12 protein-coding genes are annotated in these 13661 nt (G+C 67.9%); 4 read left to right on the top strand and 8 right to left on the bottom strand.

The genetic code is table 11. The annotated features are described in order from the left end of the window. Positions 1 to 179 precede the first annotated feature (179 nt). Complete coding sequence (locus ACL58G_RS18070) at positions 180 to 2456, bottom strand: ATP-binding protein (RefSeq protein ID WP_440962676.1); 2277 nt, start codon at positions 2454 to 2456, stop codon at positions 180 to 182. Next, positions 2453 to 4741: an ATP-binding protein gene (locus tag ACL58G_RS18075; RefSeq protein ID WP_440962677.1), complete on the bottom strand. Its 2289-nt coding sequence runs from the start codon at positions 4739 to 4741 to the stop codon at positions 2453 to 2455. Before ACL58G_RS18075 ends, ACL58G_RS18070 begins: the two co-directional genes overlap by 4 nt. Positions 4742 to 5048: 307 nt before the next feature. On the opposite strand from ACL58G_RS18075, the gene ACL58G_RS18080 reads away from it, so the two are divergent. Beyond that, positions 5049 to 6095: a hypothetical protein gene (locus ACL58G_RS18080; protein ID WP_440962678.1), complete on the top strand. Its 1047-nt coding sequence runs from the start codon at positions 5049 to 5051 to the stop codon at positions 6093 to 6095. 10 nt (positions 6096 to 6105) lie between these two features. After that, a complete protein-coding gene (locus ACL58G_RS18085; RefSeq protein WP_440962679.1) occupies positions 6106 to 6513 on the top strand; it encodes a hypothetical protein in 408 nt (135 codons plus the stop codon). A gap of 15 nt (positions 6514 to 6528) precedes the next feature. Here ACL58G_RS18085 and pcaCD read toward each other — a convergent pair whose 3' ends face one another. The 4 genes from pcaCD to pcaH all read right to left on the bottom strand — a co-directional run bounded on the left by pcaCD (position 6529) and on the right by pcaH (position 10490). Then, a complete protein-coding gene (gene pcaCD, locus ACL58G_RS18090) occupies positions 6529 to 7791 on the bottom strand; it encodes a bifunctional 4-carboxymuconolactone decarboxylase/3-oxoadipate enol-lactonase PcaCD (protein ID WP_440962680.1) in 1263 nt (420 codons plus the stop codon). Next, positions 7788 to 9149, bottom strand: coding sequence for a 3-carboxy-cis,cis-muconate cycloisomerase (gene pcaB / locus ACL58G_RS18095; RefSeq protein ID WP_440962681.1), 1362 nt, complete (start codon positions 9147 to 9149; stop codon positions 7788 to 7790). Before pcaB ends, pcaCD begins: the two co-directional genes overlap by 4 nt. Positions 9150 to 9255: 106 nt before the next feature. Then, the gene (locus ACL58G_RS18100; RefSeq protein WP_440962682.1) at positions 9256 to 9786 is read right to left on the bottom strand and encodes a protocatechuate 3,4-dioxygenase; all 531 of its coding nucleotides are present in this window, start codon (positions 9784 to 9786) and stop codon (positions 9256 to 9258) included. Positions 9787 to 9797: 11 nt separating this feature from the next. Then, positions 9798 to 10490, bottom strand: a complete 693-nt coding sequence (gene pcaH, locus ACL58G_RS18105) for a protocatechuate 3,4-dioxygenase subunit beta (RefSeq protein ID WP_440962683.1) — start codon at positions 10488 to 10490, stop codon at positions 9798 to 9800. Between the two features lie 142 nt (positions 10491 to 10632). Here pcaH and ACL58G_RS18110 point away from each other — a divergent pair, with 142 nt between their 5' ends. Next, entirely contained in the window at positions 10633 to 11397 is a 765-nt protein-coding gene (locus tag ACL58G_RS18110) for an IclR family transcriptional regulator domain-containing protein (protein ID WP_413385865.1), read from the top strand. On the opposite strand, the gene ACL58G_RS18115 is transcribed toward ACL58G_RS18110, so the two are convergent. Then, positions 11394 to 12254, bottom strand: a complete 861-nt coding sequence (locus tag ACL58G_RS18115) for a helix-turn-helix domain-containing protein (RefSeq protein ID WP_413385866.1) — start codon at positions 12252 to 12254, stop codon at positions 11394 to 11396. The two genes, ACL58G_RS18110 and ACL58G_RS18115, sit on opposite strands and share 4 nt — an antisense overlap. A gap of 99 nt (positions 12255 to 12353) precedes the next feature. Between ACL58G_RS18115 and ACL58G_RS18120 the strand changes: the two genes are divergently transcribed. Continuing rightward, positions 12354 to 13520 carry a 4-hydroxybenzoate 3-monooxygenase gene (locus ACL58G_RS18120; protein ID WP_440962684.1) on the top strand — a complete coding sequence of 389 codons (1167 nt, stop codon included), beginning with the start codon at positions 12354 to 12356 and terminating at the stop codon, positions 13518 to 13520. Between the two features lie 3 nt (positions 13521 to 13523). Here the strand turns inward: ACL58G_RS18120 and ACL58G_RS18125 are convergent, their stop codons facing one another. After that, positions 13524 to 13655: a hypothetical protein gene (locus ACL58G_RS18125; protein ID WP_440962685.1), complete on the bottom strand. Its 132-nt coding sequence runs from the start codon at positions 13653 to 13655 to the stop codon at positions 13524 to 13526. Positions 13656 to 13661 lie beyond the last annotated feature (6 nt).

A 13661-nucleotide genomic window follows, 5' to 3' on the forward strand; every position in this document is an offset into this window, starting at 1 on the left:
CCGCGGAGCCAACAACCTGGTGCATAAGGTTCTGTTCGCGTTAAGTCGACGAACTCGAATCCTCGCTGTCGGTGAAGCCCCGTGCGAGGTCAGTACGATCAGCACGTTCATGATCTTATCCCTTGCTTAAGGGATACAGCAGGTGTCGGGTTGGGCGCGTTCATGCGCACACGGCAACCCTACGCCGACCGGTCGTCCAGTACTTTTTCGGAATTGTTCCGGAAGCGCGCCACGAACGCGACCAGTTGCTTCGAATGGTAGCCCTGCGCCAGCGTGTCCAGGCGGTTCGCGAACGGCGCATAGGCCGGATCGAGCCCGCGCAGGTAGGCAGCCCGTTCGCGGATCTTGCGCATGTTGCCGATCTGTGCCAGCTGCCACAGCGCCTCGATCTCGTCGGCCGGCGGGACGGCCAGCGTGGCGTCCTCGCCGCCCTCGGGCGCCGGCAGTCCGGTGGTCCACTTCAGCGCCAGCAGCGTACCGATGGTCCGCAGCAGGAGGTCGTGGTCGACCGGCTTGGCGAGGAAGGCGCTGGCGCCGGCGTCGCGGCTCTTGCGTTCGTCGTCCGGGCTGGCGCTGGCCGTCACGGCAATGATCGGCACGTCGCCCCAGCCCGGCATGTGACGGATCTGACGCGTCGTCTCGTTCCCGTCCATCGCCGGCATCATGACGTCCATCAGGATCAGGTCCGGCTTGAAGCTGTCGAGCAGGACCAGGCTTTCGAGTCCGGTCGATGCCGCGGCGACGATGAAGCCGGTGTCCTGTAGCAGGTCCAGCAGCATGGCGCGGTTCTGCGGCACGTCGTCCACGACCAGCAGCCGCCTGCGCTCGCCCTCGTAGCCCACCAGGGCCTCGTGCGGTGCCGCGGCGGCCGGAGAGGCGGCGGCCACGGGCACGTCGATCTCGAACGAGAACGTGCTGCCTTTGCCGGGCGCGCTGGCGACGGCTATCCTGCCGCCCATGAGCTGCACCAGTTGCTGGCTGATGGCCAGGCCCAGGCCCGTGCCGCCTTCGCGCCGCTGCGCCGTCGCCACCTGTTCGAAGGGCTGGAAGATGCGCGCCAGCTGTTGGGCGTTCATGCCGATGCCGCTGTCGGCCACCTCGAAGCGCAGCCGCGCCAGGTCCGGCGCACCGGACGGCGCGGCCGGCAGCACCCGCAGCGCGACCTTGCCGTGGTCGGTGAATTTCACCGCATTGCCCAGCAGGTTGAGCAGCACCTGGCGCAAGCGCGTCTCGTCGACCGTCACCGCGGCCGGCAGGCCGGGCGCGAGCTCGCAGTTGAACGCCAGGCCCTTCTCCTCGGCCTTCACGCGCATGATGTTCGCCAGCACCTTGAGAAACGTGTCGAGATGGACGGCGCCCGGGTGCAGCACCATCTTGCCGGCTTCGACCCGCGCGAGGTCGAGGATGTCGTTGATCAGCGTGAGCAGATGCTGGCCGCTCTCGCGGATGGTCGCCAGGCCGGCCGATTGGCGTTCGGTGAGGTCGTGGCAATCGCGTCCCAGCAGCTGGGCGTAGCCGATGATGGCGTTGAGCGGCGTGCGCAATTCGTGGCTCATCTGCGCGAGGAACTGGCTGCGCTGGCGCGCCAGTGCGACGGCCTCCGCCAGCGCGGTCTCGCGCGCGGCCGCGGCTTCCTTGCGTTCCCGGTCGATGGCGGCCAGCTGCTCGAGGCGCGTCCTGCTGGCCTGCATGCCGGACCGGAAATGCAGCAGGCCGAGCGACAGCCCGAGCATGCCGCAGCCCGTCCATGCGGCCATCAGCCAGCCGAGCAGCGTCGTCCTGGAGATCCATTTCCCGCGAAATTCGATCCTGCGGACTTCGACCGTGATGGTGTGGCCGGCGGCGCTGGCGTCGTCGGCCTGCAGTTCCACGGTCGTGACGTGGTCGAGGCGGACAAAGCTCTTCGATAGCGGGATCCGGCGCGCGAAGTGCCACCAGTCGGCGGTGCGCAAGGCATGCAGCGGGATCGTGACTTCGGACTGGGCCGGAATATCGATCAGCGCCTCGTTGAAGCGCTGCGCATCCCACTGGCCCGGCACGTAGAATTCCGGTTCGAAATTCAGCAGGTGAAGCTTGACGACATGCCGGCCGTGGCCCGTATAGCGCACGTCGAGCGTGACCGTATCGTAGCGGGACAGGTCGATGCCCTGGTCCGGGTCGCCCAGCCGGAACCGGATGGCGCAATTCGGATACCTGGCCGCCTTCCCCATCTTGCAACGCAGGATGTAGGCATCCTTCGTGACGGCCAGCGACGCGACCGAATTGCCCGGCGCGGGGTTCCCGCGCGGCAGGACGCGATCGTCGGTCACCGTGGCGTCATACGGATGCTGCGGGGAGATCTCGAGGGCGCGCGTCATGCCATAGTGCTGCCAGGCCAGCAGGACCGGGGTCGCCAGCACCAGGAGGATGACCAGGGCGTAACCGATCCTGGTCGCACGGGAGAGCCACTGGATCATGTTCGCATCGACTGGAAATCGTCCTGCCGGCGGGCCGCGTCCCCGGTCCGGAAGCGCGCCACGAAGGCCGCCAGCTGTTTCGAATGGTAGCCCTGCGCCAGCGTGTCCAGGCGGTTCGCGAACGGCGCATAGGCCGGATCGAGCCCGCGCAGGTAGGCGGCCCGTTCGCGGATCTCGCGCATGCTGCCGATCTGCGCCAGCTGCCACAGCGCCTCGATCTCGTCGGCCGGCGGGACGGTCAGCGCGGCGTCGTCGCCGGCCTCGGGCGCCGGGTGGCCGGCGATCCACTGCAGCGCCAGCAGCCTGCCGATGGTGCGCAGCAGGAGGTCGTGGTCGACCGGCTTGGCGATCAGGGCGTCGGCACCGGCGTCGCGGCTCTTGCGTTCGTCGTCCGGGCTGGCGCTGGCCGTCACCGCGATGATCGGGACGTTGCCCCAGCCCGGCATGTGACGGATCTGCCGCGTCGTTTCGTTCCCGTCCATCACCGGCATCATGACGTCCATCAGGATCAGGTCCGGCTTGAAGCTGTCCAGCAGCACCAGGCATTCGAGGCCGTTCGCCGCGGCGGCGACGAGGAAGCCGGTCTCCTGCAGCAGGTCCTGCAGCATCGCGCGGTTCTGCGGCACGTCGTCCACGACCAGCACCCGCTTGCGCTCGCCCTCGTAGCCGATCACGGTGTCGTGCGGCGCCACGACCACCGGCGCGGCGGCGGCCACCGGCACGTCGATCTCGAACGAGAACGTGCTGCCCTTGCCGGGCGCGCTGACCACGTCGATATGGCCGCCCATGAGCTGCACCAGTTGCTGGCTGATGGCCAAGCCCAGGCCCGTGCCGCCTTCGCGCCGCTGCGCGGCCGCCACCTGTTCGAACGGCTGGAAGATGCGTCCGAGCTGTTGCGTGTCCATGCCGATGCCGCTGTCGGCCACCTCGAAGCGCAGCCGCGCGCTGTCCGGCGCACTGGACGGCGCGGCCGGCAGCACCCGCAGCGACACCTTGCCGGTGTCGGTGAATTTCACGGCATTGCCCAGCAGGTTGAGCAGTACCTGGCGCAACCGCGTCTCGTCGATCGTCACCGCGGCCGGCAGGCCGGGTGCGAGCTCGTAGCTGAATCCCAGGCCTTTCTCTTCCGCCTTGACGCGCATGATGTTCGCCAGCACTTGCAGGAACGTCTCGAGATGGACGGCGGCCGGATGCAGCACCATCTTGCCGGCTTCGACCCGCGCGAGGTCGAGGATGTCGTTGATGAGCGTAAGCAGATGCTGGCCGCTCTCGTGGATCGTGGCCAGGCCCGAGGCCAGCCGTTCGGACAGGTGGTCGCGGTCGCGTCCCAGCAAGTCGGCATAGCCGATGATGGCGTTGAGCGGCGTGCGCAATTCGTGGCTCATCTGCGCGAGGAACTGGCTGCGCTGGCGCGCCAGCGCGACGGCCTCCGCCAGCGCCGTCTCGCGGGCCGCTTCGGCTTCCTTGCGCTCGCGGTCGATGGCGGCCAGTTGCTCCACGCGTGTCTTGTTGGCCCGCAGGCCGGACCGGTAGTGCAGCAGACCCAGCGACAAGCCGATGACGCCGCACACGATCCACACGAATACCAGCCAAGTCATCAGCGTCGCCCGCGAGATCCATTTGCCGCGGAACTCGATCTTCCGCAGCTCGACCGTGACGACTTGTCCCGTGTCCTGATAATTGTCCGTCGCCAATTCCACGGTCGTGACGTGGTCGAGGCGGACATAGCTTTTCGACAGCGGGATCTGGCGCGAGAAGTGCCACCAGTCGGCGGTGCGCACGGCATTCATCGGCGCCGTGAATTCTGGCTGGGCGGGTACGTTGATCAGCAGTTCGTTGAACCGCTGCGAATTCCAGTCCTCCAGCGTGGAAAACTCCGGTTCGAAGTTCATCAGGTGGAGCTTGAGGACGTGCCAGCCCCGGCCCGTATAGCGCAGGTCGAACGCGATCGTGTCGTAGCCGGACATGTCGATGCCCTTGACCGGGTCGCCCATCTGGAATTGCAGCTTGCAGAACGGGTAGGTCGCGGCGGCGCCCAGATAGCAGCGCATGACGAACGCATCCTTCGTGACGGTCAGCGACGCGACCGAATTGCCGTTCGCGCTGTTGCCGCGCGTGTTGTCGCGGTCGTCCGTCACCCTGGCGCCATGCGGATGCTGCGGGGAGATCTCGAGGGTGCGCGTCATCCCGAAATGCTGCCAGACCAGCAGGATGGCTGTCGCCACCACCAGGAGAATGACCAGGACGTAACCGATCCTGGTCGAACGGGAGAGCCACTGAGTCATGTGCGTACCGATTCGAAATCGGACGGGAATGACTCAGTATAGTGCGACGTTATATCTTTGCAACATGTTGACGAATGTCGTTGTCGCGCGCGCGCCGACCTGACCACATGTGTATTGAGCGCAACGTTCTGTGATCAATCCTTTAAGCATTTAACGTGTTTGCAGTGGAATGATGTTTGCCATACAGAAATATGTCGTCAGCATATATCCCGCTACGCGACCTCATCCGCGAGCACGATCCGGTCCTCCCGGCCACCCTCGGGCGCACGCATCGGATATCAACCCAGCAATAACATTCCCAATCATCATGAAAAGCAAACACTTTGCAACCCTGCTGCTCGTGCCGGCGGTCTTGTCGACCGCCCATGCGCAGAACGGCGAGACCTCGCCGGTCCGTGTCAGCGGCTTCGGCACCGGCGCCCTGACGTGGACGGACACCAACGACGCGCAATTCGCGCGCGCCAACCAGGCCAGCGGTGCCGGCACGTCCCCGCGCACGGGCGTGGATTCCAACCTGGGCATCCAGGTCGACGCGAACATCAACGACTGGCTGTCGCTCACGGGCCAGGGGCTGGTGCGGAAATTCGGCGAAGACGACTACGGCGCCGATGCGACGCTCGCCTTCGCCAAATTCAGGCTGTCCGACACGCTGAACGTGCGCGTCGGCCGCGTGCCGCTGGCCATCTTCATGGTCTCGGACTATCGCAACGTGGGCTATGCCAACACGATGGTGCGGCCGTCGCTGGAGGTGTATTCGCAGGTGCCGATGGACAGCCTCGACGGCGCCGACCTGAGCTGGCAGCAGAACATCGGCCCGGCCACGCTGACCACGCAACTCGCGTACGGCGATTCCTCCATCACGATGGCGGGCGGCGACGGCAAGGCCAAGGTCACGAACGGCAGCGTCGTGAACGTCATCTACGAACAGGGGCCGTTCACGCTGCGTGTCGGCCGCAACGACGGCAAACTGACGCTCGACCAGGGTTTCTTCCATTTGCCGAAGACCAAGGTGTCATTCACGGCCGTCGGCTTCGCCATGGATGCGAACAACGTCGTCGTGCAGTCGGAATACACGCAGGCGCGCGGCGTCGGCGAAGGCAGCGACGGCTGGTATGCGATGGGCGGCTACCGGTTCGGCAAACTGTTGCCGTACTACAGCCACGGCAAGCAGACCGGCGCATCCGCGCAGAAGACCGACAGCGTCGGCCTGCGCTGGGACGCGTTCCGCTCGGCCGACATCAAGTTCCAGGTCGACCGCGTCGATCCGGAAGGTCCCGGCCTGTTCATCCAGCCCAGGCGCGGCTTCCGTGGCCCCGTCACCGTCGGCACGGTTGCCGTCGACTTCGTTTTCTGAGGAGACCGCAATGAACCACATGATCCGTTCCTTCGTTCTCGCCGCCGTCCTCGGGACCGCCCTGCCGGCCATGGCCGAAGTCGTCGTCGTCGTGAACCCGTCCGCGCCGCAAGCGTCCATGACCAGGGATGAAGTCGCACAGTACTTCCTCGGCAAATCCACGGCCCTGGCGCCGGTCGACCAGCCGGAAAGCGCGCCGATCCGCGCGGAGTTCTACAAGAAGGTCGCCGACAAGGACATGTCGCAGGTGAAGGCGCTGTGGTCCAAGCTCGTCTTCACCGGCAAGGCGACGATGCCGAAGGAAGTCGGCGGCAGCGCCGACGTCAGGAGGGCCGTGGCCGCGAACCCGAAGGCCATCGGCTACATGGAGAAAAGCGCCGTCGACGCGACCGTGAAGGTCATCTACACGGCGCCTTGAAGCTCACCTGCGACATCACAGACAGTCGACGAACGCGGTGACGGCGGCGGCGAACGCGCCCGCCTGTTCGATGGCACCCAGGTGCGATGCTCCGGTCAGCACCTGCAGGCGCGCATCGGGAATGCCGTCCGCCAGCGTGCGTGCCATCCCGACGGGCGTGCCCTGGTCCAGTTCACCGGCCAGCACGAGCGTCGGCACGGCGATCTGCCCGAGGCGCGCCGTCGTGTCGACGCCGCCCACGGCCGCGCAGCAGCCGATATAGCCCTGGACATCCGTCGTGACGAGGCGCTGGCGGAACCTTGCGACCGTTGCAGGATGGGCCGAACGGAAGCCTTCGTGGAAGTAGCGGCCCATCACGGCGTCCGCGATGGCGTCGATCCCGCGTTCCTGCACGGTCGCGATGCGCTGGCGCCAGAGGTCGCGCGCCGCGTCCGGATAGCCCGACGTCGTATGCGCCAGCACGAGCGCGCCGACGAGCGACGGGTGGCGCAGCGCCAGCTCCTGGCCCGCCATGCCGCCCATCGACAGGCCGATCCACACGACCGGGCCCGTGTCCAGTTCGCGCAGCAGGCGCGCCGCGTCGTCCGCGAGGTCGGCCATCGAATACGCACCCGCCGGCGCATCGGAACTGCCGTGGCCGCGGTGGTCGTAGGCGATGACGCGGCAGTCGGCGGCCAGCCGGTTGGCCAGCGCGTCCCACATCGTCAGGTCGCAGCCGAGCGCGTGGCTCAGCACGACCGTGTGCCGGGGGCGCCTGCCGTTGCGCGGCGCGCGCACGCTGTAGTGCAGGGCGGGGCGGCTGTCCGTGCGGCCTTCGCGGCCGACGCCGGGGTGCACGCTCTCCAGCGGCGCTGCCGGTTCCAGCAAATAGCCGATCTGCGGACCGACGTCGCGCAGGATCGCCGCCGCATGGGCGAACGCCGTGTTCGCGGCGGGCACGCCGGCATAGATCGCGGACTGCATCAGCACTTCCTTCAACTCGTCGGGCGTCAATCGGCTGTCGGCATCGCCCAGCAGCGCGGCGCGCACGTGCAGCTCGTATTCCTCCCAGCGGCCGAGCGCGATGGTGATGGCGAGGACGATCGTGCGGCGGGTCTTGCGCGGCAGGCCGGGACGGTCCCAGATGTCGTGCCACGCATAACGGGTGATGAAATTCTGGAAGTCGGCGGTGAAGGTGTTGGCGTTCGCGAGCGAACGCTCGACCCAGGCGTCGCCGAGGACGGCGCGGCGCTGGTCCAGGCCGCGCAGCAGGTCGTGGTCGAGGGGATCGAAGCTCATGCTATATCTTTCCTGAGTGCGGCCAGGCGTTCGCGCGCGAGGCGTTGGGCGGGTTCGATGGCGGCGACCGGGTCGAACAGGGCGTCGAGCTCATTGATATCGAGTGAGCCGAGCGCCGGATCGGCGGCGATGTCGTCGCGTGCCACGTCGCGCAGGTGGCGGCCATCCGCGACGGCCGTCTGGGTCATCTTCTCGACGGCCGCATGCGCGGCGGGACGGCCGATCGCGCCCGCGAGCCGGATCGACAGCGCTTCGGCGGCGACGAGGCCCCGCAGCGCGTCGATGTTGGCGCGCATGCGGGCCGTGTCCACCGTGAGGCCGGCAAAGGCATCGTTCAGCGCCCGCAGCGCGCCGTGGGCGGACAGGAACAGCGTGGGCCACTCGGCCAGTTCCGCCTGCCAGTTGCCGAGGCCGCGCTCGTGCTGCTGGCCCATGGCGGCGAGGAGCGTCGCGGCATGCTGCGGCGTGCGCGTGGCGGCGGCCAGCGCGATCATCGACGACACCGGGTTGCGCTTGTGCGGCATCGCCGACGAGCCGCCGCGCCCGCCGCCCGACGGTTCCGCCAGTTCTCCCACTTCGCCCTGCGCCATCAGCGCGAGGTCCGCCGCGATCTTGCCGAGGCTGCCGGTCAGCAGCGCGACCTCCAGGCCGAGCCGCACCCATTCGTCGCGCTGCGTGTGCCATGTCGCGGCCGGCGTCTTCAGGTCCAGCGCCTGCGCCATGCGGTGCGCGACGGCGGGACCGCGTTCGCCCATCACGGCCAGCGTGCCGACGGCGCCGCCTAGCTGCAGCTGCAGGGCGTCGCCCGCCGCCGCGCGCAGGCGCGCGCGGGCGCGCACGAGCGGCGCGAGCCAGCCCGCGACCTTGAAGCCGAAGCCCGTCACCTGCGCGGGCTGCAGCAGCGTGCGCGCCAGCACGGGCGTCGCCAGATGCGATTCGCCCAGCGCCAGCAGGCGGCGGCACAGCGCGGCGAGATCGGCGTCGAGCAGGCGCAGCGCGGTGCGCGTGACGAGCACCATGGCGCTGTCCTGCACGTCCTGGCTCGTGCTGCCCCAGTGGACGAGGGTCGACGCGTCCCTGTCCGTCCCGGCCACGAGGCGCGTCAGTTCCTTCACGAGCGGCACGGCCAGGGTGCCGGAGCGGCGGCCGGCCGTGACGAGGGCCGGGATGTCGAAGCGGTCCGCGCGGCACGCGGCGGCGATGGCTTGCGCGGCGGGGCGGGGCAGCAGGCCTTCGTCGGCCTGCGCGGCGGCCAGCGCCGCTTCGAAGTCGAGCATCGCCTGGACGAGGGCCGCGTCGTCGAACGCGGCGATCATGTCCGGGGTGCTCAGCAGGGTGTCGAAGAGTGATACAGCCAAGTTGTCTCCCAGTGGCAGGGTGGGCTCTCCGAGCCCACGGGGGCGTTCGCGCCATGGCGGCGGCGCGCGTGGGCACGGGGTGCCCACCCGACGGTGTCGTCAGCGTTCAGGTGTAGTCGAAGAATACGGTTTCTTTGGCCGTCTGCATCCAGATATCCCACCGATACGTGCCGTCGCCGTCCTTGCGCGCGATGAGCGTGCCGCGCCGTTCGGCCGGCACCTGCGCCAGGATAGCCGATTCCGCCAGCGTCGCGTCGTCTTCGAGGAACACGGCCGTGAACTGGTGCTTCGTGAGTCCGCGCGCGAACACGGTCACGTACGCGACCGGTTCGCCGGCCGGGCGCTCCGGCACCGACAGGCGCAGGCTGAATTCGCCCGCCGTGCCCGTCGGCGTGCGGCGGAAGCCCGGGATCTCCTGCGTGCTTTCCACGGCCGCGGCTTCCGGCAGCCACGCTTCGATCTGCGCGTCGTCGATCGGATTGCCGTCGCCGTCGTACAGGACGCCGTGCAGCACGATCGTCGGCGCGCTCGTCTCCAGACGCCCGGCGGCGCAGAAGTCCACCGCCCACTGCCAGCCTTCGTGCGAGAACGGGCCGATGGTCTGCGAGGTCGTGATTTTGTAAGCGCTGTTGCTCATTGTGGTTCCTTTCAGAGTCCAAACGGCGTGGCGCCGCGGCCGCGCAGGACGATGTCGAATTCGTAGCCCAGCATCTCGTCGCCCACCGTGTGGTCGAGCGAGAAGCGCGAGACGAGGCGCTGGCGCGCCGCGTCGTCGGGGATGCTGTTGAAGATCGGGTCGTACGGGAACAGCGGGTCGTTCGGGAAGTACATCTGCGTGACGAGGCGCTGGGCGTACACGTTGCCGAACAGCGAGAAGTGGATGTGCGCCGGGCGCCACGCCTTGTCGTGGTTCTTCCACGGGTACGGACCGGGTTTGATCGAGACGAACCGGTAGCGGCCGTCGTCGTCCGTCATCATCTTGCCGAAGCCGAAGAAGTTCGGGTCGAGCGGCGCGTCGTGGTTGTCGCGCTGGTGCCAGTAGCGGCCCGCCGAATTGGCCTGCCACACCTCGATCAGCGAATTGCGCACCGGTTTGCCGTCCTCGTCGACGACGCGTCCCGTCACGACGATCTTTTCGCCCAGCGGGGCTGTCCCACCGCGGCGCGTCAGGTCGGCGTCGTGCGGCAGCAGGATGCGCGGGGCAGGGGCGATGTTGCGGCTGGTGGCGACCGGCGCATCGATGCGCAGCGCCGGCTGCCGCGGGCCGCGCTTGACGGTCGATTTATACGCGGGATGGATGAGCTCCGGCCACACGCCGGGTTGCACGTCGTCGAATTTCACGTTATCTCCTGATGTCGGAAGGTTGTGCGAGCCGATCCATCGTAGAAAAACGACCGTCGCCCGACAAGACGGCCACGTCGTCCGGCTTCCGCTATTCGCACGCTTTGTGCGATACTCGCACAAATCCTTGAATTTCTATACGATGGACCAGCAACCCGCCAAACGCGACATGGTCGCGGGCCTCGACAAGGGCCTGCAAGTGATCGAGGCGTTCGACCAGGAGCGTTCGCGCCTGACGATCGCCGAGGTGGCCGAACGCACGGGCCTCACGCGCGCGGCCGCGCGGCGCTATCTGCTCACGCTGACCGCGCTGGGCTATATGCGGCACGAGAACAAGCAGTTCACGCTGACGCCCAAGATCCTGCGCCTCGGCCAGTCCTACCTGCATTCGGCGCGGCTGCCGCGCATCGCGCAACCGCTGCTGTACCGGCTCGCGTACGCGCTGGGCGAGGCGGCGTCCGTCGGGGTGCTGGACCACGATGATCTCGTGTGCGTGGCGGCTGTCAGCGCGGGCCAGCTGATTTCGGCGACCTTGCAGCCGGGCACGCGCGTGCCGGCGTACTGCACGGCGAACGGGCGCATGCTGCTCGCGAGCCTGCCCGAGGACCAGGCCGGGCGCTTCCTCGCGCGCGCGACGCCGGAGCCCATCACGTCGCACACGATCGTCGACCGCGCGCGGCTGGTCGAGGAGATCGCGCGGGCGCGCGAGCGGGGCTATGCGGTCGTCGACCAGGAACTGGAACTGGGCCTGCGCACGATCGCGGTGCCCGTCAGGAACTTCCGCGGCGACGTCGTGGCCGCAATGAACATCAGCGTGCACGCGGGCCGCATGAGCGTGGCGCAGATGGTCGAGCGCTGCCTGCCGACCCTCATCCAGTACCAGGTCGAGCTCAACGCCTTGCTCTAGCCGGCGCGCCGTTCGCGGTATGCCTTCGGCGTCATCCCCGCGTGCCGCTTGAAGGCGCGGCTGAAGTACGCGGGGTCCTGGAACCCCAGTTCGTAGGCGATGCTGGCCACGCTCGACGGCGCATAGGTCAGCTTGCGGCAGGCTTCCAGCATCAGGCGGTCCTGCACGATGTCGAACGCGGATTTGCCCGCCAGCTTCAGGCACAGGCGGTTCAGGCGGACGGGCGTCACGCGCAGCAGGTCGGCGTAGTGCGCGACGGGGGCGCCATCCTTGTAGTGCTGCTCGACGGCCGCGCGGAATGCCGCGAACAGGCGGAACTCGCCGTGCCCGGACATGCTCGCCGCACTCTGTTCCGCATGCGTGCGCGCCAGCAGCAACAGCACGCTGCGCGCCAGCCACTCCAGCATCAGCGCATTGCCATGCTGCGGCCAAGCCGCTTCCTCGACCATGTTGCGCAGCAGCGCCTCGATGCGCGCGCGCGGCTGGCGCGCCAGCGCGAGCGACAAGGGTTCCACGAACAGCGGCGCGAACAACTCGCCGTGGTGGTCCGGCGTGGCGAACAGCACGTTCTGGTCCACGGTCAGCACATAGCCCTGCGCCCCTTCCGCGAAGTCGAAGCCATGCACGACGGACGGGTGCACCGTGATCGCGACGGGTCCTTTACGTTCCCACACCGCTTCGTCGATCGCGGCGCGCACGCTCCCCTTCAGTAGAAAAAGTACCTGGAACAGGCCGGGGTGCGTATGGCGCTCGATGTGCCAGTCGTGCAGGCGGCTGCGCGTCTCGATCAGTTCGACGTGTACGGCTTCCGCGGGCGTCTGCTCGCCGTACAGGGCGAAGCGGGGAAATGTGGCCATGTCAAAAAAGTACAAGGAATCGATAACTTCATCCATTCTAAACGCGGCTGCGCGCCACTAGCATGGACGTCGACAAGAATTTTTTACAAGGAGACGAATATGCGTACCCAGGTCGCCATCATCGGCGCCGGCCCGGCCGGACTGTTGCTCTCTCACCTGCTGCACCAGCAGGGCATCGAATCGGTCGTGCTCGAAACCCGTACCCGCGACGAGATCGAATCGACGATCCGCGCCGGGGTGCTGGAGCAGGGCACGATGGACATCCTCAACGAGACGGGCGTCGGCGCCCGCATGCGCGCGGAGGGCGCGCTGCACCACGGCTTCGAACTCGCGTTCGACGGCCGCCGCCACCGCATCGACCTGACCGAATTGACGGGCAAGGCGATCACCGTCTACGCCCAGCACGAAGTCATCAAGGACCTCGTCGCCGCCCGCCTTGAGGCCGGCGCGCAGATGCTCTTCGGCGTGCGCGACGTGGCGCCGCACGGCGTCGACACGGACCGGCCGTACGTCACGTTCACGCGCGACGGGACGGAAGAACGCATCGAGGCCGATTTCATCGCCGGCTGCGACGGCTTCCACGGCGTGACGCGTCCCGCGCTGCCGCAGGACGGCCGCAACGATTACCAGCGCGTGTATCCGTTCGGCTGGTTCGGCATCCTCGTCGAGGCGCCGCCGTCGGCCCCGGAACTGATCTATGCGCGCCACGAGCGGGGCTTCGCCCTCGTCAGCACGCGCTCGCCGACGGTCCAGCGCATGTACTTCCAGTGCGACCCGAAGGACAACGTCGACAACTGGTCGGACGACCGCATCTGGGCCGAGCTGCATGCGCGCCTGGAAAACCGCGACGGCTGGCAGGTCACGGAAGGGAAGATCTTCCAGAAGAACATCGTCGCGATGCGCAGCTTCGTCTCGACGCCGATGCAGTCGGGCCGGTTGTTCCTGGCCGGCGACGCCGCCCACATCGTTCCGCCGACGGGCGCCAAGGGCATGAACCTCGCCGTGTCCGACGTGCGCCTGCTGGCGGCCGGCCTGGACGCGTTCTACCGCCGGGGCAGCACCGGACTGCTCGACCGCTACACGGACGACGCGCTGAAACGCATCTGGCGCGCCGAATACTTCTCGTGGTGGATGACGAGCATGCTGCACACGTTCGCGGACGCGTCGCCGTTCCAGCGCGAGGTGCAGCGCGCGGAGCTCGAGAACGTCGTGAACTCGCGCGCGCTGGCGACGGCGCTGGCGGAGAACTACGTAGGCGCGTTCTGACGACTAAGGCACCAGCTTCGACGCCCGCACCCACCGGGTGAAATGCTCGATCCGGATGCCGGCACCGGCGCCCGTCGTGCGCATGCCGAAGCCGTAGTCGCCGGCGCCGTGGATAATCGGGGTGGGATGGCGCATCTCGTC

This window comes from Massilia sp. GER05, from assembly GCF_052056005.1.
GTDB classification, from domain to species: Bacteria; Pseudomonadota; Gammaproteobacteria; order Burkholderiales; family Burkholderiaceae_D; genus Telluria; species Telluria orientalis.